An 18,809-nucleotide genomic window follows, 5' to 3' on the forward strand; every position below is an offset into this window, starting at 1 on the left:
TCGTCGGGGCCGCTGGTCAGCGGGGCGTTCACCGGGCGCGCCCGGTCGGTCCGAGCCTGCTGTCGAGGTAGGCGAACAGTTCCGTGGCGGAGGCGTTGTCGAGCTGCTCGGGCGCGGCGTCCGGTGCCGGTGCCAGCCGCTCGGCCAGCCGGGCAAGACGCTCGGCAAGCCGGGCTCGGTCGGTTTCCGGTGCCGTGTCGGCGAGCTCCTCCAGCCGGTCCAAGGTGGCCGAAAGGTCCGCGGGCGGAGCACCGGCACCGCCCTCAAGGCGCGTCCACAGGTGTTGGGCGAGGGCCTGCGGGGTGGGGCAGTCGAACACCACCGTGCTGGACAGCGCTGTTCCGGACTCGGTTTCGAGGTGGTTGCGCAGCGCCACGGCGAGGAGGGAGTCGAGGCCGAGCGAGAGGAAGGTCTCGGTGCCGGCCGTGTCCCGAACTCCCTCGTCCTCCAGGAGTTCGGCCGTCAGGTCGAGGACTCGCTCCAGGAGCAGGGCGCGTGCGGCGTCCGGGGAGTGGCCGGTGATCCGCTGCGCCAACGGGGCCGGGCCCTGCGCGGCACCGGGGCCGTCGCCGAGCACACCGAGCTGGTCGTAGAGGTCGAGCTGGTCGTCGGAGAGCCAGTACTCGGCGACCCGTCCGTCCTCGAAGCGGAGGATGTCCACCCCGCGGAAGGTGACCTCGGTGCCCGGCTCGAGGGTGGCGGCGGCGGGCCTCCCGCCCTTCCAGGTGCCACGGAAGACCCAGCGGCCAAGGGCGTAGTCGCCGATGAAGAAGGGACCGAGCTCGCCCCTGATGCTCGCGCCGTCCTCGTAGGAGGAGCGGAAGGCGGAGATCCAGGCGGCTATCTGCGGGCCGTCGGTGAGCGTGTCGGGGTCCGGCATGCCGTGTTGGGGGATGTTCACCCGCATGGTGCGGGACACGAAGTCGTCGGCGATGGCGTAGTCGCCGTTCCACAGCCGGTTCCAGGCGTTCCAGAGTTCCTGCGGGGAGCGGTCGGAAGGGGTCGGGTGCACGGGCGTGGCGGAGGTGCTCATCGGGTGGCTCCTGCGAACTCGTCCTGGGTTGCGGTGTGTCGGGGCGGCTGTTCCCCTTCGCCTGCCAGCAGGCGAAGGGTCTCCTCGGACAGGCCGTGGCCGTTGACCTTCTCCATGTGGGCCACGACGTCGGGTGCGAGGAACTCCTCCACCGTCATCAGGCGGGAGCCGAACGTGTGGAAGTGCGCGGCCATTTCGGGATCCCTGGCGGCGGCCGAGAAGGAGAACTCCTCGATCTCGTTGAACGGGCGGGCCGTCGCGAAGTCGGCGATGAGGTGGTGGTGCGGGCCGGTCTCCTGCGCGTGGCGGGCGCGGTAGCGGCCGGTGGCCTCGTCGACCGCGGCCGAGGAATCCCCGGGCTGGTCAGCGGCCGTCAGCGCGTCGGAGGTCTCCGTGACGAGCCAGTGGGCCGACTGCATCGCCCAGGCGCAGCCCACGGCGGAGAGCGGATCGCTGGTGAGGGCCGCGTCGCCGATCAGGGCCCACCCGGGGCCGGCGGGTACGCGCGAGGTGAGCGGATAGTTGAGCGTGCCGATGATCTTGGAGATGCGCTCGGCCCGGTCGAAGTCGGGCCCGTCGGGCAGCGACCGGACGAACTTCGTGTAGGCGCCCTCGAGGTCGTCCTTGAACTCCTCGAGGCGGTCCTTGGAGACGACGGCGGCGACGACGGTGACGCCGTCCTCGTTGGGCATGACGTACGCGTTGTCGGGCTCCAGGTAGTAGACCCTGGCCGCGTTGTCCTGGTGCCGCGGCAGCCCCCGGAAGTACGCGAAGTAGCTGAAGCGGTTGTTGTCGGTGGTCTCGGCCGCGGCTCCGGCCAGCTGCGCGACGGTCGAGTCCTTGCCGTCCGCTCCGACGACGAGGGGGGCGTGCAGTGCGAAGCGCTCCCGGCCGGCCGTTCCCTCGACTCCGACGACGCGGTCCGCCTCGCGCAGCAGCCCGTTCACGGTGTGCCCCAGCTTGAGGTCCACCCCCTTGGTGGTGGCGGCCAGCCGGCGCAGCAACGGGTCCAGGGTCTGGCGGCGCACGCTGTACCCGTGGGTGCTGGTCTCGTCGTGGGGCGGCTGGATCCAGCCCCAACGCGTCCAGTAGTGAGCGGTGTTCGCGATGGCGCCGGCTCTCTCCAGCTCCGCGGCCAGGCCCGTCTCGACCATGACGGGATGGGCGGAGGCCTGTATGTAGTGGGTGCACAGGACCTTGTGCGCGGACGGATCTGCGCGACGCTCCAGCAGAGCCACCCTGGCCCCGCGCTGGGCGTAGAGAATCGCGGCGGTGCATCCGGCGGCACTCGCCCCGTTGACGATGACGTCGTACGCGTTACTCATGGCTGGCTGGGTCCTCTCACTCCCGGGAAGGGCTACGGCCCACCGGGACATAGAAATGGGGCAGGGCGAGCAGAGCTGCGGCTACAGGCCCTCGACGACGGCGCAGGACCAGGTGAAGCCACCGCCCCCGCCGAGTACGACGGCGCGCTCGCCCGGGTGCAGCACTCCGGGTGAGGTGAGGTGCGCCAGGTTGGCCAGCAGATCGCCCGCGCCCAGGTGTCCGCTGGCTTCGCGAAGGTCGAGCACGTCCGCCTTCAGCAGACTCCCGACCACGGGGCGGTACATGAGGTCGAGCGTGCTGTCGCTGAGCCGGGGCAGCAGCACGTGCACCAGACGCGGATCAGCGGGATCCACGTCCGCCTCGTGCAGGGCGCGGCGCAGCACTTCGTCCACGCAGCCCGTCGCGGCCTTCCGGAATCTCTCGATGCCGCCGTGGATCTCGAGGTACGCCTTCTTGGGGCGCCGCACATCGATCCCGCCGTCACGGGCCAGTGGGGCCGGGCTGAAGGCGTCCCGCCCCCGGTACATGTCCTCGAACGAGGCATCCGTGGCGAAGGCCAGCGACTTCAGCAGCAGAGCGCCGGAGGGCCGCACGTCGTCCCGGCGGTGGAGCACTGCGGCCGTCCCGGCGTCTCCGTAGACCACCCCGTAGTCGGCGGCCCAGCGGTCGAATCCGGGCCATGCGAACCGGTCCGCCGTGGTGACAAGGGCCGCGTCCGTCTCCGGAGAGGCGATCAGTTGCCTGACCGCCATGCCCAGCGCGGCGGCGCCCCCGTTGGACAACTGCTGCACCCCCACGGGAAAGGCCGCGTGGGCGCCCACGTGCCGGGCTACGTAGTGGGCGGGCGACCAGAAGTCGTGCCCTTGGTGGTAGGTCCACGCATGGGCGACGAGCCCAACTCGCCCCGGATCCACGCCACTTGCCTCGAGAGCGCGGCGGCCGGCGAGTACGGCCATGTCGGGCGCCGCACGATCCGCGACGGGCACCTCGGTCAGCGCCAGGCCCTGCGTGTCGTCCACGGCGAGCCGCCCGGCGACGAGCATCTCGTCCACCGTCTCCCGACCCGACGGCACCCATGTGGCCGCGCTCAGGACGAGCGGTCGCACCGGTCTGACACCGTGCCCACCCGCTTCCGGAATTACCGGACGCACCTCAACCAACCCCCGTAGAACCCCCGTCAGGCCTCGCGGCTCACGCCCACACATCCCTCACGTCCGAAGAGCCGGCGCGTCGTGGGCTACCCGTCGCCGCTTCGCGGCGCGTTGGCGGAAGAGAGCCGTCGAGAGACAGGAATTTCGTCCTGAAAAATCGATCTCCTGTTCCCGTTTGCTCGGAAACCGTAGCTTCGGCTGCTCGAAGCGCCCTAGATCAAGGCGAGAGATCCGGTCAACACCCGCACGGCACGCCGAGTCGCCACTCGCTCCAACTCCCCTGATCTCCCCGCGACTTGGCAACACCGCACCCGCGTTCGCGAGCACGTTCGAATGAAACCGACCGTACGGTTTACTAGTAGACTCACCCTCCGCCCCGATCCATCAGGAGCTGATATGGCGAAGCAGGAGCGTGCCGCCCGTACCCGGTCCCAGCTGATCGCGGCCGCAGCGGACGACTTCAGTCGAAGCGGCTTCGTACGGACCAATCTGACCGCCATCAGCCGGCGGGCACGGGTCAGTACCGGTGCGCTCTACTTCCACTTCGAGCGCAAGGAGGACCTGGCCGCGGCGGTGGTGCACGAGGCCGTCGACGGCATCCGGTCGGCCGTGGCGAGGGTCCACCGCGCCCCCGCGTGCGCTCTGCAGCGCCTGATCGACGCCTCGCACGTGATCGCCCAACTGCTGCGCACCGACAGCGTGGTCAAAGCGGGTGTACTGCTGAACCAGGAGGGCCACGGGCCGCTGCCCGATCTGCGCCGGGAGTGGCACGCCCACATCGATCGACTGCTCGCGGAGGCAGCGCGGGAGAACGCGCTCGCCCCCGGCCTGTCACGGCAGAGCGCGGTCGACTTCATCACGGCGTCGACCGTGGGGTTCGAGGCGCTCGGGCGCGACGACGCCAGCTGGCTCTCCCGTCCTGCCCTCGCCTCCTTCTGGGCACTCCACCTGCCGACTCTCGCCACGGGCCGGATCCTGGACGAGCTGCAGACCGCGGGCACGGACGACTAGGCCGTTTCCTTCGGGTCAGGCCGGATCTGGTCGGCGGTGCGGGGCGGTCGAGTTGAGCGGGGCCTGGTGCGTGCAGCTGCAAGGCGCGGGGCCTGGCAAGATCCGAAGGAGACGGCCTAGGGGGTGTCTTCCCCCCTGGGTCGTGGCACTTGGCACCGCGCTACTAGTCGATACTGCGCACGATGTTCGGCTCTTCGGGCTCCGCGTCGGTGTCGTCGTCGACGCCGGCCAGCAGCAGCGGCGGCACCCCGGACAGACCGTGCATCGGCGTCCTGGCGTCCTTGTGCAGGACCTCGTCCACCGGCTTCTCCCTTCGCCGGGACCACTCCCAGGGTCCTCGGAAGCTTTCCCGTACAGTGCCCGACCAAGTTGGACAACCGGTGGAGGATGCCTGGAAGTTCGCCCTCGCCGAGCCGCCGCGTACCGACCGAATCAGGCCGCGTAGAGATCGAACGTGGACGTGCGCCGGGGTCCGGCGACGACGTCCAGCTTGGGGTCGACCGCCAGCATGGCCTGGTGCAGCCGCCGCACCTGCGGCGAGGGCTCGACCCCCAGGTCGTCGATCAGGCGCGTGCGCAGCCGGCGGTAGACGTCGAGGGCCGCGGCCTGCCGGCCTGAGCGGTACAGGGCGACCATGGCCTGCGAGTGCAGCCCCTCGTGCTGCGGGTAACGGGCCGTCAACTCCGTCAGCTCGGAGATGAGTTCGGAGTGCCGGCCGAGGCGCAGGTCGGCGTCGATGCGCCGCTCGATGGCGCCCAGTCGGCTCTCCTCGAGGCGCAGCACCTCGATCTCCAGGACCGGCCCGACGCGTACGTCGACGAGCGCGGGCCCACGCCACAGGCCGAGGGCCCGCCGGAAGAAGTCCGACGACTCCTCGTCGTCGCCGTCCTCGAAGGCGCAGCGCCCCTCGGCGACGAGGCGCTCGTACTGGTAGACGTCGACGGACTCCGGCGGGACCTGCAGCAGATAGCCCCCGTGCCGGGTCACGAGCACGTCCTTGGCCGCGCCGGGGACGTCCGGGCCCATGGCGGTGCCGAGGCGCCGGCGGAGCTGGAGGATGTAGGTCTGCAGGGTGGTGCGGGCGCTCTGCGGGGGCTCGGTGCCCCAGAGCTCCTCCATCAGCGTGTGGACGGGCACGACCCGCCCCGGACGGAGGGCGAGCAGGGACAGGATCTGCCGCGGCTTGGCCGCGTTCGGCACGATCGCTCCCCCGTTGACTTCGGCGTTCAACGATCCCAGGACCTGAATCTCCACGGACACCCCCATACAACGCGGAATCATCGTCGGCGGGTTATCGCCGCAGCGAGCACAGTAGCGAAAACCGCGCGCTTTCCCGGTTTTTCTCCAGCCGCGCTTGAGGGGTTTCCACGCCGCGCTCCATGCCGCGTTCCCTGCCGGGTGATCCGGCGGAGGTCAGTCCCAGACGGTGCCCGCGGCCGCCTCGGCGTCGACGGTCCGCAGCAGCGGTGCGTCGATCGCCCGCAGGGTGCCGACCATGTGCCGGACCCCGGCCTCCTCCATCAACTGCCGCTGGTAGCCGTGCGAGGACTCGCCGGGGTGTCCGATGAAGGGCGTGCCCAGCTCCCGCGCCGTGCCCGCCACGCGTGCCACGTCGTCGATGAACAGGGCCTGGTCGTGGCGGAGCCCGAAGAGCTCGCTGATCTCCCGGATGCCAGGGCGGAAGTCGTTGGTGCACACATAGCCGGGCGCGTCGAAGTAGTCGGCGAACTCACCGAGATGACGGTCGAAGTGCGCGCGCTCGAGCCCTCCGTAGCACACCGTGCGCACGTCGAACTCGCGCAGCGTCGCCAGGAGTTCGGCCGCTCCGTCCAACAGGTGGACCGGGTGCTCGCGTATGTACTCCTCGCGCAGCGCGAAGTACTCCTTGATCAGTTGCCCGGCGTCGCCGCCGAGCCGGTCCGCGGCGCGCTGGGCGGCGACGCGCTGCGGCTGCGACAGCATCTCCCGCTCGAAGCGGGCGTCATAGGTCGCCCCGTACCCCTCTACCAGGCGCCGCATCACGGGGCTGAAGCTGTCGTTGAGCAGGACGCCGTCGATGTTCACCGCGACCAGGCGCAGGTGTGCGAGCTGACGGGGCAAGGTGTCTCCCGGGTAGGTCGTCGTGTGGGCATTCGCCGCCGACGCTACTGGTGTTCACGGCCTGGCCGGCGGGTTCCGCGGATAAAACCGGCCGACCGGCCTTGTGTTCATGCGCCGTCGACATCGATCCGACGGTCCTTGACCAGCAGTTCACCCCCGGGCCCGCGCACCAGAGTGTCCGTGCAGCCGCAGACCTGGTGCACCCGTGCCTCGCCTCCCGCGCCCGTGGCGTACACGACCGTGTTCGCGCGCACGTGCAGGATCCCGCCGGGGCGCGCCTCGATCTCGAACATGCCGGTCATATGGCGGCGCCGCTCCCCGGCGGGGATCGCCGCCGCGGCGGTCCGGGCCCCCGCGGCCAGCGCGGCGCGCCCGCGCATCGGCTCCGGGCGGGTGGACAGTCGGCAGACGCCGTCCTCGGTGAAGGTGGCCGCCCACCCCTCGGCGTCCCCCTCGTCCAGGCGCCGCATCTGGCGGGCGTAGAAGCCGGCCACCTCCGCGTACATGGGTCTCCGTTCCGTGGCTGCCGATGTTCCGTGCCGGGTGGGCCGCGCCCGGTGCGGGCCCGCGCTCCGGCGACGCTCACAGGCTCGGGCCCGCCGCCCGCGCGCTGCTCGAGCGGCTGTGGAACGCGCCCCCGTTCCGGTCGGGCGGGCCGGCCCCGCGACCTCGGCGAGATCCCAACGACAGGCCCTGGTGCGCGGCCGCGGGGCGCGGCCCACGGCTCAGGCACGAGCGAAGGGCGAGTTCCGGATGCTCTCCTCCTTGCGCACAGATCACGCCAGATCAGACCGGAGGATCGACCATGGCCACCCGTCGCCGAGTGCTCGGTGCAGGACTGTCCGTCGTGGGCGCCGGGCTCACCGGGGTCTCGCTGCTGCCCGTCCTGAACGCCCGGGAGGCCGGCGCCGTGCCCGCGCCCGGCGGGCAGGCCGCGGCGGCGGCCGAGCGGTTCGCCGTGCCGATGCCGATCGTGCCGGTCCTCAAGCCGGTGTCCACCGCCGACGGCACGGACACGTACGAGATGACGATGCGCAGCCAGACCAAGGAGATCCTGCCCGGCCTCCGGACCGAACTGCGCACGTTCAACGGCCAGTTCCCCGGCCCCACCATCAAGGCCCGCAGGAACCGGCCGGTCGTCATCCGGCAGCGCAACGAGCTCGACGTGGGCGTCTCCGTGCACCTGCACGGCGCCTCGGTGCCGCCGGAGGACGACGGCGGCCCGATGGAGGTCATCGCGCCCGGCGCCGAGCGCGTGTACACGTATCCCAACAAGCAGCCGCACGCCGGGCTCTGGTATCACGACCACGCCCACCACACAGAGTCCGAAAGCGTCTACCGCGGCCTGCACGGCGCCTATCTGCTCACCGACGACGAGGAGGAGGCGCTGCCGCTGCCCAAGGGCGAGTACGACGTCCTGGTCTCCATCCGCGACGCGCACTTCGACACGGCTAACGGCACGCTGCAGTACCAGATGGGCGACAGGTCCCGCACCACGCTGCTCGTCAACGGGGCGCCGTACCCGTACTTCCAGGTCGCCGCGCGCTCCTACCGGCTGCGCCTGGCGAACCACTCCAACCAGCGCTTCCTCGAGCTGCGCCTGGAAGACGACGGCGAAATGACGCAGATCGCCTCCGACGGCGGGCTGCTGCCGCGGCCGCACACCACCAAGGCGGTCTACCTGACCGCGGGCGAACGGGCCGATGTGGTCGTCGACTTCTCCCGCTACCCCGTCGGCACCAAGCTCGTCCTGAAGAACACCGGCTTCGCGGCGGTCGACGACGTCAGCCAGGTGATGCGCTTCGACGTGGTGCGCACCGCCGAGGACGACAGCTCGGTGCCGAATGTGCTGCGCAAGCTGCCGCCGCTGCCCGAGCCCACCGCCGAGCGCACCGTCGTACTGCGGATGGACGAGGACGGCCGCCCGGACCCGAAGGCGTACATAGACGACAAGGTGTACGACCACGCGCGCGTGGACGCGCACATACGGGCGGGTGCCAGCGAGGTCTGGACCGTCACCAACGCCAACACGAAGGTGCCGCACAACTTCCATATGCACCTGGTGCAGTTCCGCGTCCTGGAGCGGGGCGGTGCCGCGCCCGGGTTGGAGGAGGCGGGCCTGAAGGACACCGTGCGGCTGATGCCCGGCGAGACGGTCAAGCTCCAGGCCACCTTCGACGCCTACCAGGGCGAGTACGTCTACCACTGCCACATGCTCGACCACTCGGCCATGGGCATGATGGCCACGATGAAGATCGGCTGAGCACGGCGGCGATGGCAGCCAAGGGGCGCATGGCCGACGCGCGGCACCCGGCGGGCCCCGTACCGCCGGGTGCCGAACTGCCGGGCCGGCTGCGCCTGTTGCTCGCCCCGCTGCTGCTCGTGATGCTCCTGTCCCAGCTCGACAACACGATCGTGGGCACCGCCATGCCCACGGTCGTCGGGGAGTTGGGCGGCCGGGAGCACATGGCGTGGGTGGTCACGGCCTACACGCTGGCCACGGCCGCGGCCACGCCGGTCTGGGGCAGGCTCGGCGACATGTACGGCCGCAAGGGCGTGTTCATGACGGCGGTCGCGCTCTTCCTGGCCGGCTCCGCGCTGTGCGGGGCGGCCCACGACATGGGCCAGTTGATCGCCTTTCGCGGGGTGCAGGGCCTGGGTGCCGGCGGACTGATCTCCGGTACGGTCGCCGTCATCGGCGAGCTGGTGCCGCCGCGCGGCCAGGGCCGCTACCAGGGCCTGGTGGCCGGCGTCGTGGGCACCGCCATGATCGCGGGACCACCCGTCGGCGGCGCTGTGACCGACCAGTTCGGCTGGCGCTGGGCGTTCTACGTCAACGTGCCGCTCGGCGCCGTCGCCCTCGCCCTGATCGGCGCCCTGCTGCACCTGCCCGCGCGGCGCACCAAGGCGCGGGCCGACCACCTGGGCGCGGTGCTGCTCATGGCCGGGATCACCGCGGTCGTCCTGGTGACGTCCTGGGGCGGCACCACGTACGCCTGGGACTCGGCGGCCGTCCTCGCGACCGCGGCCGCCGGAGCCGCGTGCCTGGCCGCGTTCGCGTTCTGGCAGACCCGCGCGGCCGAACCGCTCGTGCCGCCGCGCCTGTTGCGCCGCCGCAACTTTCCACTGATGGCGCTGATCGGCTTTCTGACCGGGTTCGTCCTGTTCGGCGCCGCCCTGTTCCTGCCGCTCTACCAGCAGGCCGTGCGGGGCGCATCGGCCACCGCGTCCGGACTGCTCCTGCTGCCGATGCCCGTCGCGATGACCGCGGTCGGCGTGGCCGCCGGGCGGGTCGTCACCGTCACCGGGCGCTACAAGCCCGTCCTCGTGGCCGGCGGCGCGCTCCTGCTCGGCGGCATGGCGCTGCTCTCCCGGCTGACCGCCGACACCTCCCGGATCGAGGTGGCCCTGTGCGTCACGGTGCTGGGCGCGGGGCTCGGCTGCCTGCTCCAAACCGTCATGCTGGTTTCGCAGAACGGTGCCGAGCGGCGGGACATCGGCATCGCGTCCGCGAGCGTCACTCTCTTTCGCCTGCTGGGCAGTTCGGTCGGCGTGGCCGTGATGGGCGGCCTGTTCAACGGCCGGGTCCGGCAGACGACGGGCCCGGACCTGCGCCATGGCGCGGCCGAACAGTTTGCGGCGGCCGGTCTGCAGGCGTCGTTCCTGGCCGGAGCGGTGGCGGGCGCGGTGCTGCTCGTCGCGGCCCTGCTCGTCGAGGAAGTCCCGCTGCGCCGCTCATAACCGGACGTTCCGGATCACGGAAAAGTTCCGCCCTTCGTATGTAAGATACCCTCCAGACGGTTTGGTATTGCTCGGCCGCCGCTTACTGGACACCAGACCTGAACATCACAGGCACTTGAGCGCAAGGGATGGACACGTGGCGCGACAAGAACGTGCAATCCGGACCCGCCGTGCCGTACTCGAGGCAGCAGCGAAGGTCTTCGCGGACTGCGGTTACGCGGCGGCCACGGTGGCGGACATCCTCAAGGTCGCCGGAACGACCAAGGGCGGCCTGTACTTCCACTTCGACTCCAAGGAAGCCCTGGCGCGCGGGATCATCGAGGCGCAGGTCGAACAGCCCCTGCCGCCCCAGGACCTCAAGATCCAGGAGTGGGTGGACCAGGGCATGCTGCTCGCCTACCAGCTGCCGCGGGACCCGGTGGTGCACGCCGGCGCCGTGCTCTCCTCCGACCCCCGCGGCAGGGAGCACTACGGCAGCGCCTGGCCCGACTTGGTACAGCGCTCGGTGCGCACGCTCTCCGAGGCCAAGGAGCGTGGCGAGGTCCTCGGGCACATCGTGCCGCAGCAGACCGGCGAGCTGCTGGCCAGCGCCTTCCACGGCGTCCAGCTGTTCTCCCAGCTCGAAACCGGCCTGCAGGACGTCGAGCACCGCATCTCCGCGCTGTACCAGCACATGATGCCCACGATCGCCACACCCGCCGTACTGACCCGCCTCGACCTGTCCGCCGACCGCGGCGCGCGCCTGAACGCGCAACTGCGGGAGGCGGCCGAGGAGCAGGCCACGGCAGCGGCTCGGGCCGCGGAAGAGACCGCACCCGTCGCCGGCTGATCCGCGCCGGCCCGCGAACTGCGCGAGCCGGCGCGGCAGTTGATCACCAGGTGGTGCGGCCGCCGTCCACGGGCAAGGTGGCACCGGTGACGAACGAGCTGCGGTCGCTGCACAGCCATGCGGCTGCCTCAGCGACCTCCTCGGGCGCGGCCACACGGTTCTGCGGCGCGGACGCCTTGCTCCGGTCCTCCTGACCCGGCACCCGGGCGAACCAGTCCTCGACCATCTCCGACCGCGTCAGCCCCGGAGCGATGGCGTTGACGCGGATGCCGTCGGCCGCGTACTCGACCGCGGCCGCCTTGGTCAGGCCGATCACGGCGTGCTTCGCCGCGATGTACGGCGCCGGCACGGAGGGCGCCACCAGGCCGGCCACGCTGCTCGTGTTCACGATCGCACCGCCACCTTCCGGCGCCGCGGTCATCGCCCTGATCTCGTGCCGAAGGCAGTTCCACACCCCGCGCACATTGGTGTCCATGACCAGGTCGTACGCCGCGTCATCGAGCAGGTGCAGCGGGGCCAACTCTCCCCCGGTGCCCGCGTTGTTGAACGCCACGTCGAGGCGCCCGTACGTCTGCACCGCGTGGGCCACGGCCCGTTCCACGTCGGCCGAGTCCTGGACGTCGCCGGCGCAGTACACGGCGTCGGCGCCGCTCGCACTCAGTTCGGCCGTGAGCTCCTTGAGGCGGGCCTCACGCCGGGCGAACAGGACGACCCGCGCCCCTTCGCGTACGAACACCCGGGCGGCCGCGGCGCCGATGCCGCTGCTCGCGCCCGTGATCAAGGCGACCTTCCCGTCGAGCGAACCCTGTGCCTTCGGCATGCTGCGCGATCTCCCCTGTTCCGGCGGCTGAATGTCCCCTTCGGACGCCGGCTGGCGGCGCCGCTGCGTCGTGCAGCGTAGCCTCCGGTGTGAACTGCCCGGTACGTCAACAGGGTTGAAGGCCGCCCGCGCATGCGGAGTCCGGCAGTCCGCACGTGCTGTCGTACGGCGCCCCGGTGCCGCCCGGGTTGAGTCTGTCCGCGGTGCGCGGGTCGGCCACCGTGTCAAGGAGCAGCTTCCAGAGGCCGGTGTGCCGACGGCCGGCCAGCCACTCCTTGTCGGTGCGGCTCAGCACCACGAGACCGACCGTCGCGGCCACCACGGCGTTCACGACACCCTCCGGTTGCACTCCCGGCGCGAGGCACTTCTCCTCCGCGGCACGGGCGACGAACTCGTGCACGTAGGTCTCCCAGTCCCGGCAGAGGTCGACGCGGGCGCGCTGCCCCGCGTCGCAGCTGAGCAGGAACCCGGCCCGCACGACCACGTCCCACAACAGCAGCTCGACCAGGCGGTGCGAGAGGTCCGTCAGATCCTGCAGCGCGCCGCCCCCCGGCGGCAGGCTGTCCACCGCGTCGCGCAGGGCGCGGGCGGCGGCGTCCTCGACGGCGCCGGCCACGTCGGCCTTGGTGTCGAAGTGGAAGTGCAGGGCGCCGCGACTGACCCCGGCGCCCGAGCTGATGTCGTTCAGGCTGGCTTTCTCGTAGCCGTGCCGCTCGAACAGCTCGGCCGCCGAGCGGATGAGTGCGCTCTGGGTTCGGGCGGCCCGTTCCTGTTGGTTCACTGTTGACGCTCCCACTGGAGAGAGGGGTCCTGCCCGACATATGAAACCAACTCGACGGTTTTAAAGCTAGGGCGAGAACGGATCATGTCGTCCCGGGGCTGGGATGCGACTCAATCCGCTCGCTGGGCACACACCCCGAACGAGGCATCTCACCTCGACGGATCGGCCACGCGCGGAATCCGGGGGCCGCTCCGCCCTGTTGGCCGGAAGTAAAGGTTCCGGGCCGTGCGGTCAACATGGCAGCGATATGCCCGAGTTACCCCCTAAGAGAAACCGACCAGGATGTTTTCTCAATCTCTCACGACCTCCCGTCCCCAACTCGAAGGAGGCAGAGCAGGGCATCTCACCCGCTGGATCGCTTGGCAACGGGTTTACAAAAAAACCGGCTGAACGGTACTCTCTTGCTTGATCTACGACACGTCAGGCTCCGGCGACGGGGCGCAAGCCTCCGGCCTCCGCACAGCGCATGCCACCTGTACGCCCGCGTCGGAAGGGTCATGAGGGCTCGCGGTGGCCGACGCCGCTCAGGGACGTATCCGGAAGACCTCGACGCGTGCGCCAACAGAAGATTTGCTGTCAGGAGGGGCGAGTTGTCTCGGGCCGAAGAGCTGATCTACCCGTGCGTCGAGATCGAAGGAAGCGACGAAGGCAGCATCGAAGGAAGCAACGAGACAGAAGCATCGGCCGTCCCGGTCGAAGCGCAGCCGCCGACCCTCGTACGCATCGACTCGCTCGTCCTGACGGACTCCCCCCGCCTGGACGCCGAAGACCCCGAGCACATCTGCTTGCTCGCCGAGGCCGGGGACCGGCTGCCGCCCATCACCGTGCACCGGCCCACCCTGCGCGTCATCGACGGGGCGCACCGGGTACGCGCGGCCCTGCTCAACGGCCGCACCGAGATCGCCGCGCGCCTGGTGGACTGTGCTCCGGCCGACGCCTTCGTCCTGTCGGTCAAGGCCAACGTCACCCACGGGCTGCCGCTTTCGCGGGCCGACCGTGCCGCCGCGGCCGGCCGCATCGTCCTCACCCACCCGCAGTGGTCGGACAGCGCGATCGCCGCCGCCACCGGCATCTCCGACAAGACCGTCTCGCGTATCCGCGCGCAGTCCCCGGGCGCGAGCGCCGAGCGGAGCAGCACCCGGATCGGCCGGGACGGCCGGGTGCGCCCCGTCGACAGCGCGGAGCGCCGCCGCCACGCCGCCGCCGTCTTCCACGAACAGCCCGAGGCAAGCCTGCGCGAAGTCGCCCGTACCACCGGCCTCTCCCCCGCCACCGTGCGCGACGTGCGCCTGCGCGTCAGCCGCGGCGAGGACCCCGTGCCGGGCCGCTACCGCACCACGAAAGACGAGAAGCCCGCCGAGAGTTCACCGGCCGCTGCCACGTCGGCACGGCAGCGGCGGCACGTCTCGCCCACCCCCGCGGTGCCCGCCGCTGTGGACCGGCAGGAGCTGCTCGCCAAGCTCAGCGAGGACCCCTCACTGCGGCACAGCGAAGCCGGCCGGAGCGCCCTGCGCTGGCTGCTCCAGTACTCCGTCGACGGCGACAGCATCGAGAGCCTCGGCCGCGGCCTGCCCCGCCACTGGGCCCCCAAGGTCGCCGACTTGGCCCGCAGTTGCGCGGCAACTTGGAGTGAGCTGGCGGCGCAGCTCCAGGAGCAGGAGGGGTAGGGATTCCCGGCCCCGGGCCGGGGCCGAAGGCAGCGGAGCGCCCGGCTCCGTCGCCACGACCACTGTCACCGGGTGCGGCGCGCGCTGCTGCATGCCTCCGTGCTCGGGGCCGACACGTACGCCGTCACCGCGGTGGCGCGCCCGGCGGGCACTCGCTGTGGTCGGGGCGCTGACCGGGGCCTATGTGGTCACGGCAGCGCGGCCGTTGCTGTATGCCGCGCTCAACCCGGTGCCGCCGCGCTCAGGTGGGGATGCCCTCCCGCTTTACCTTGGGCACTTCGATGCCGAGGGCCTTGAGCTGCAGGAAGGGGTTCATGAACTCGCGGTTCTGCACGATCTTTCCGTCGTCGAGCTGGAAGGAGTGCAGGAAGTGGTTCTCGTAGTAGCCCTCGGGGTAGCCCGGGAAGCGGATCTTTCCGTGACCGTCGCACTCGACCCAGAAGAAGTTCGGGTCCTGCGTCTCGAAGACCTGGATGTTGTACCACTCCCAGTCCGGGAACATCTCGAGCGACCAGACCCCGTGCTCGCCGAGCCGGTCGCGGCCCTTGATGACGATGGGCTCCCCGGTGTCGTTGGTCCACAGGCCGCCACTGCCGTGCTCGACGAACAGCTCGTGTCGGCGCAACCGGGCCGGCCCCTTGGTGTCAGCCAGGTACTTCTCGACGGTGGCACGATTCTTGCGCCGCAGTTCGGCGGCGTCGGCGAAGCCGTGCGAGGCGTCGTCAGGCATGCAGGTCCCCTCAGCAACGTGTTCGGGCAGATCGCCGAGGATCCTCGCGGGGGCGGCTCGGGGCCGGGTCGAGCGAGGTTGGAGCACGCCCCCAGGGGGAGGCCTCGGCCTCGAACGCCGGACGGGCTGCATCGGCACTCGAGCGGGACGCGATGCCTCGGGCAGAGACTGGGTCACGCATGCCGGGCCCCGTGCACGTTCCGTGCACCCCTCGGCCTCGTACGGCATGGGAGAGGGGACCTTACCGATGACAGGCGCCCGCCTGGAGGCCGCACGCGACCCGAAGCCGTCCACCTCCGCGCAGGTGACCGACGAGCTGCTCGAACTCGCCCTGGGCTACGTGTATTCGGCGGCCCTGCAGGCCGCGGCGCGCTTCGGCGTCGCCGACCACCTCGCGGACGGCCCGCGCACCGCCGACGAGCTCGCCGCGGCCGCGGGGGCCGACGGGGCCTACCTGTACCGGCTGTTGAGGTTCCTCGCCACGAAGGGCGTCTTCCGCGAGGACGACGACGGCCGCTTCCACCTCACGCCGCTCGCCGAGCCGCTGTGCACGCACGCCGAGCGGTCGCTGCGCGAGTACATCGTGGTGCGCGGCGAGCCGGCCTTCTGGCAGTCGGCGGGCCACCTCCACGACGCGGTCCGCACCGGCACCACCGCGTTCGAGGGCCTGTACGGCATGCCCTTCTACGACTACGTCGCCGAGGATCCGGAGTTCGGCCGGGCCTTCAACGCCAGCATGGCGGCGTTCTCCGGGGCGCTGAGCAACGACATCGCCGCGGTCTGCGACTTCCCCGAGGCCAAGAGCGTCGTCGACGTGGGCGGCGGCCGCGGCGGCCTGCTGCGCGCGGTCCTGCGGCGCAACCCGCAGCTGACGGGCACTCTGTTCGACCTGGAGAACGTGGTGGCCGGGCACGTCCTCGACACCCCGGACCTGAAGGGGCGTTGGCGGGCCGTGGCCGGGGACTTCTTCTCCTCCGTGCCCTCCGGCGCCGACGTCTACCTCCTCAAGCACGTCCTGGCCAGCTGGCCGGACGAGGAGTGCCTGAAGATCCTGCGGGCCTGCCGCGCCGCCATGCCCGCGCACGGGCGGCTGCTCGCCGTCAACGCCATGATCCCGGCGGGCAACGCGCCGCACCCGGGCAAGACGATCGACATGCTGATGATGACGGTCCTGAACGGCAAGGGTCGTACCCGGGCGCAGTACGAGGCGCTGCTCACGGAGGCGGGGTTCGTGACGACGCGCTTCCTTGAGCCCTCGTCGCACGCGTCCGTGCTCGAGGCCGCCGTCGCGGCCGGCTGAACACTCCGGCTGTCACGGGTCATACACCGCTCGTCTCGGCGCGGCTCCTCGGATCGGCGCGGTTCGGAGCCGGACTGTCGATGAGGACGGCGGCCAGGACCGCGGTTGCCACCAGGAGCGCCACCACGACCCACTGGGCCACGGTGAATCCGTGGACCATGCTCGCGGCGGGAGTGGCGTGCGCCAGCTGACGCGCCGCCGCGCTCGCCGCGACCGTGTTGAGCACGGCCGTGCCGATGGCCCCACCGACCTGCTGCGACGTGGTGACCATGGCCGAGGCCACGCCGGAGTCGCGCGGCGGCACACCTGAGGTGGCGGCCACCATGGCGGCCATGCCCGCACCTCCCAGGCCGAGGCCGAACAGCACCAGGGCAGGCAGCACACCGGCGACGTACGAGGAAGACGTGTCGACCTGAGTGAGCAGCAGCATGCCGAGCGCCGCCACCAGCAGAGCGGGCACGATCAGCTGACGGGGCGCCACACGCGGGGTGAGGCGGGCGGCGATCTGGGTGACGCCGATCGTCATCGCGACGGTGAGCGGCAGAAAGGCGGCACCGGTGGCGACGGCGGAGTAACCGAGGACGACCTGCAGGTAGTACGTCATGAACAGGAGCAGGGCGAACATGGCGACCTGGCCGAGGCCGGAGACGAGAAGCGCTCCCGCCCGCCGGCGGTCGCGGACGACGGCCGGCGGCAGCACGGGCCATCGGGCCGAGGTCTGCCGGACGGCGAACAGGGCGAGCAGCAGCGCGCCCGCAGCCAGCGTCCCGAGCACCAGGGTGCTGATCCAGCCGTGGGACTCGGCCTCGCTGCATCCGTAGACGACGGCGGTCAGCCCGCCGCAGCCGAGCAGAACTCCCGGTATGTCGAGGCGTATCTCGCTGCTGCCGCGTCGGTCGGGCAGCACGATCGCGGCGGCCACGACGGCTGCCAGGACGATGGGGACGTTGACATACATGCACCAACGCCAGTTCAGGTACTCCGTGAGCAGGCCGCCCACGAACTGGCCGGTGGCGGAGCCGACCCCGGAGACGGCCCCGTAGACCCCGAACGCCTTGCCGCGTTCCTTGGGTTCGGTGAACGTCGTGATCAGCAAGGACAGCGCGGCGGGCAACAGCAGCGCGGCGAAGACGCCCTGTGTGGCGCGGGCGGCGAAGAGCACGCCCGGCCCGCCGGCGGCACCCCCGACCGCGCTGGCCGCCGCGAAGCCGACGAGTCCGGCCATGAAGGCACGTTTGCCGCCGATGATGTCGACGAGCCGGCCACCGAGCAGCAGCAGGCCGCCCAGGGCGAGGCTGTACGACGTGATGACCCACTGTCGGCTGCCGTCGCCCATGCCGAGATCTGCTTGGGCCGAGGGCAGGGCGATGGTGACGATGGTGCTGTCGAGGAGCACGACGAGCTGAGCGACGGCGGTGACCGCCAGCGCGTACCAACGTCGAGGATCCGGTCCCGGGGCGGCCCCGGCCGGCGTCACGGCGGCGCGAGGACTGCTCGGGGATACGGCGGATGAACTGGTCATGGTGGAGTGTCCTTGCCAAGAGACCCGGCGGGTACGTCGCGGATGAGTGTCGGGGCGACGGCGGGAGGGAGTCGGTGCGGCCGCCGGCGGTGACCTGCCGGCTCAGGGCCCGATGCGCTGGGTCAGGGCCCGCGCGATCCGCGCCGTGTGCGGGCCGAGCCCCAGCTCCTCGGCCCTGCGGAGGTCGTGCACGGTGTCCACGTCGAGTCTGACGCTCGGCACTCCGAGGGTCCTGACCTCCACCGCGCCGCTGAGCCCGTGCTTGCGGCGGGACGGTCCCTCGAACTCCGGCCGCAGGGCGTGCCCGCGCACCGCGGCCAGGAGCGTGGTGCCCCGCCCCGTGTGGTCGGCCAGGAAGGCCCGTCGATGGCGGCTCGCCTCGACGAGAACGCGGCGCAGTTCGGCGGACCTGAGCGCGGGGAGATCCGCCGTCAGCACAGCCACCGGCATCGTGTCGGAGAAAGACGTCGTGCCGGAGAAACCGGACACAGGGGTCCGCGCGTACGCCACACCACGTTCGACGGCCGCGTTGAGACCGCCGAGCGGCCTGTCGCGCACGACGTCGGCTCCCCGCATCCGGGCCAGGGCGGCCGCTTCGGCGTCGGCGGTCACGACAACCACGCGTGCCACTGGCGCGGCGCCGCGTATCGCGTCGAGCGTGTCCAGGTAGAACGAGCGTGCCAGCGCGGCCCGTTGGGCCCCGGCCCATGCGGCAAGGCGGGACTTGCCCACGGCGAACGGCTTGACGGGCACCACGACGGTCCACGGAGCGGCCGCTTCCCGGCCGTTCATCGTCCG

General features: G+C 71.3%; 18 protein-coding genes. 6 read left to right on the forward strand and 12 right to left on the reverse strand.

From position 1 onward, the window contains the following. Positions 1–28 precede the first annotated feature (28 nt). From QIS96_RS30945 to QIS96_RS30955, 3 genes are all read right to left on the reverse strand, one after another. The gene (locus tag QIS96_RS30945; RefSeq protein ID WP_282546132.1) at positions 29–1,033 is read right to left on the reverse strand and encodes a phosphopantetheine-binding protein; all 1,005 of its coding nucleotides are present in this window, start codon (positions 1,031–1,033) and stop codon (positions 29–31) included. After that, positions 1,030–2,358 carry an NAD(P)/FAD-dependent oxidoreductase gene (locus tag QIS96_RS30950; RefSeq protein WP_282546133.1) on the reverse strand — a complete coding sequence of 443 codons (1,329 nt, stop codon included), beginning with the start codon at positions 2,356–2,358 and terminating at the stop codon, positions 1,030–1,032. Before QIS96_RS30950 ends, QIS96_RS30945 begins: the two co-directional genes overlap by 4 nt. Before the next feature lie 81 nt (positions 2,359–2,439). Next, positions 2,440–3,465: a ketoacyl-ACP synthase III family protein gene (locus tag QIS96_RS30955; RefSeq protein ID WP_282546134.1), complete on the reverse strand. Its 1,026-nt coding sequence runs from the start codon at positions 3,463–3,465 to the stop codon at positions 2,440–2,442. Positions 3,466–3,906: 441 nt separating this feature from the next. Here QIS96_RS30955 and QIS96_RS30960 point away from each other — a divergent pair, with 441 nt between their 5' ends. Next, positions 3,907–4,521: a ScbR family autoregulator-binding transcription factor gene (locus QIS96_RS30960; protein ID WP_282546135.1), complete on the forward strand. Its 615-nt coding sequence runs from the start codon at positions 3,907–3,909 to the stop codon at positions 4,519–4,521. Positions 4,522–4,684: 163 nt separating this feature from the next. Here the strand turns inward: QIS96_RS30960 and QIS96_RS30965 are convergent, their stop codons facing one another. From QIS96_RS30965 to QIS96_RS30980, 4 genes are all read right to left on the reverse strand, one after another. Further along, on the reverse strand, positions 4,685–4,822 hold the full coding sequence (locus QIS96_RS30965) for a hypothetical protein (protein ID WP_282546136.1): 138 nt from the start codon (positions 4,820–4,822) through the stop codon (positions 4,685–4,687). Between the two features lie 131 nt (positions 4,823–4,953). After that, a complete protein-coding gene (locus QIS96_RS30970) occupies positions 4,954–5,775 on the reverse strand; it encodes an AfsR/SARP family transcriptional regulator (RefSeq protein WP_282546137.1) in 822 nt (273 codons plus the stop codon). 159 nt (positions 5,776–5,934) lie between these two features. Beyond that, positions 5,935–6,621, reverse strand: coding sequence for an HAD family hydrolase (locus tag QIS96_RS30975; RefSeq protein ID WP_282546138.1), 687 nt, complete (start codon positions 6,619–6,621; stop codon positions 5,935–5,937). 107 nt (positions 6,622–6,728) lie between these two features. Beyond that, positions 6,729–7,127 carry a nuclear transport factor 2 family protein gene (locus QIS96_RS30980; protein ID WP_282546139.1) on the reverse strand — a complete coding sequence of 133 codons (399 nt, stop codon included), beginning with the start codon at positions 7,125–7,127 and terminating at the stop codon, positions 6,729–6,731. A gap of 299 nt (positions 7,128–7,426) precedes the next feature. On the opposite strand from QIS96_RS30980, the gene QIS96_RS30985 reads away from it, so the two are divergent. The 3 genes from QIS96_RS30985 to QIS96_RS30995 all read left to right on the forward strand — a co-directional run bounded on the left by QIS96_RS30985 (position 7,427) and on the right by QIS96_RS30995 (position 11,191). Beyond that, on the forward strand, positions 7,427–8,884 hold the full coding sequence (locus tag QIS96_RS30985; RefSeq protein ID WP_282546140.1) for a multicopper oxidase family protein: 1,458 nt from the start codon (positions 7,427–7,429) through the stop codon (positions 8,882–8,884). 11 nt (positions 8,885–8,895) lie between these two features. Further along, a complete protein-coding gene (locus tag QIS96_RS30990; RefSeq protein ID WP_282546141.1) occupies positions 8,896–10,362 on the forward strand; it encodes an MDR family MFS transporter in 1,467 nt (488 codons plus the stop codon). Positions 10,363–10,498: 136 nt separating this feature from the next. Beyond that, positions 10,499–11,191, forward strand: a complete 693-nt coding sequence (locus tag QIS96_RS30995) for a ScbR family autoregulator-binding transcription factor (RefSeq protein WP_282546142.1) — start codon at positions 10,499–10,501, stop codon at positions 11,189–11,191. A gap of 43 nt (positions 11,192–11,234) precedes the next feature. On the opposite strand, the gene QIS96_RS31000 is transcribed toward QIS96_RS30995, so the two are convergent. Then, positions 11,235–12,011, reverse strand: coding sequence for an SDR family NAD(P)-dependent oxidoreductase (locus tag QIS96_RS31000; protein ID WP_282546143.1), 777 nt, complete (start codon positions 12,009–12,011; stop codon positions 11,235–11,237). A 106-nt stretch (positions 12,012–12,117) separates the two neighbouring features. Further along, the gene (locus tag QIS96_RS31005; RefSeq protein WP_282546144.1) at positions 12,118–12,792 is read right to left on the reverse strand and encodes a ScbR family autoregulator-binding transcription factor; all 675 of its coding nucleotides are present in this window, start codon (positions 12,790–12,792) and stop codon (positions 12,118–12,120) included. A 590-nt stretch (positions 12,793–13,382) separates the two neighbouring features. On the opposite strand from QIS96_RS31005, the gene QIS96_RS31010 reads away from it, so the two are divergent. Continuing rightward, positions 13,383–14,459: a ParB/RepB/Spo0J family partition protein gene (locus QIS96_RS31010; RefSeq protein WP_282546145.1), complete on the forward strand. Its 1,077-nt coding sequence runs from the start codon at positions 13,383–13,385 to the stop codon at positions 14,457–14,459. Between the two features lie 241 nt (positions 14,460–14,700). Here the strand turns inward: QIS96_RS31010 and QIS96_RS31015 are convergent, their stop codons facing one another. Further along, positions 14,701–15,189, reverse strand: coding sequence for a PhzA/PhzB family protein (locus tag QIS96_RS31015; protein WP_282546146.1), 489 nt, complete (start codon positions 15,187–15,189; stop codon positions 14,701–14,703). Positions 15,190–15,436: 247 nt separating this feature from the next. Here QIS96_RS31015 and QIS96_RS31020 point away from each other — a divergent pair, with 247 nt between their 5' ends. Continuing rightward, the gene (locus QIS96_RS31020; RefSeq protein ID WP_282546147.1) at positions 15,437–16,489 is read left to right on the forward strand and encodes a methyltransferase; all 1,053 of its coding nucleotides are present in this window, start codon (positions 15,437–15,439) and stop codon (positions 16,487–16,489) included. Positions 16,490–16,508: 19 nt separating this feature from the next. Here the strand turns inward: QIS96_RS31020 and QIS96_RS31025 are convergent, their stop codons facing one another. Beyond that, positions 16,509–18,011, reverse strand: a complete 1,503-nt coding sequence (locus QIS96_RS31025; RefSeq protein ID WP_282546148.1) for an MFS transporter — start codon at positions 18,009–18,011, stop codon at positions 16,509–16,511. A gap of 102 nt (positions 18,012–18,113) precedes the next feature. Beyond that, positions 18,114–18,809: 2-phospho-L-lactate guanylyltransferase (gene cofC, locus QIS96_RS31030; RefSeq protein WP_408907285.1), on the reverse strand; the 696-nt coding region annotated here is incomplete at its 5' end.

Origin of the sequence: Streptomyces cavernicola, from assembly GCF_029968035.1 — a bacterium.
In the GTDB taxonomy this organism is placed as follows: domain Bacteria; phylum Actinomycetota; class Actinomycetes; order Streptomycetales; family Streptomycetaceae; genus Streptomyces; species Streptomyces cavernicola.

Bases quoted from the DNA above. Each gene is read 5' to 3' on its own strand.
- QIS96_RS30950 (WP_282546133.1), bottom strand. From the start codon at position 2,358: ATGAGTAACGCGTACGACGTCATCGTCAACGGGGCGAGTGCCGCCGGA.
- QIS96_RS30945 (WP_282546132.1), bottom strand. From the start codon at position 1,033: ATGAGCACCTCCGCCACGCCCGTGCACCCGACCCCTTCCGACCGCTCC.
- QIS96_RS30980 (WP_282546139.1), bottom strand. From the start codon at position 7,127: ATGTACGCGGAGGTGGCCGGCTTCTACGCCCGCCAGATGCGGCGCCTG.
- QIS96_RS31015 (WP_282546146.1), bottom strand. From the start codon at position 15,189: ATGCCTGACGACGCCTCGCACGGCTTCGCCGACGCCGCCGAACTGCGG.
- QIS96_RS31000 (WP_282546143.1), bottom strand. From the start codon at position 12,011: ATGCCGAAGGCACAGGGTTCGCTCGACGGGAAGGTCGCCTTGATCACG.
- QIS96_RS30990 (WP_282546141.1), top strand. From the start codon at position 8,896: ATGGCAGCCAAGGGGCGCATGGCCGACGCGCGGCACCCGGCGGGCCCC.
- QIS96_RS31020 (WP_282546147.1), top strand. From the start codon at position 15,437: ATGACAGGCGCCCGCCTGGAGGCCGCACGCGACCCGAAGCCGTCCACC.
- QIS96_RS31025 (WP_282546148.1), bottom strand. From the start codon at position 18,011: ATGACCAGTTCATCCGCCGTATCCCCGAGCAGTCCTCGCGCCGCCGTG.
- QIS96_RS30985 (WP_282546140.1), top strand. From the start codon at position 7,427: ATGGCCACCCGTCGCCGAGTGCTCGGTGCAGGACTGTCCGTCGTGGGC.
- QIS96_RS30960 (WP_282546135.1), top strand. From the start codon at position 3,907: ATGGCGAAGCAGGAGCGTGCCGCCCGTACCCGGTCCCAGCTGATCGCG.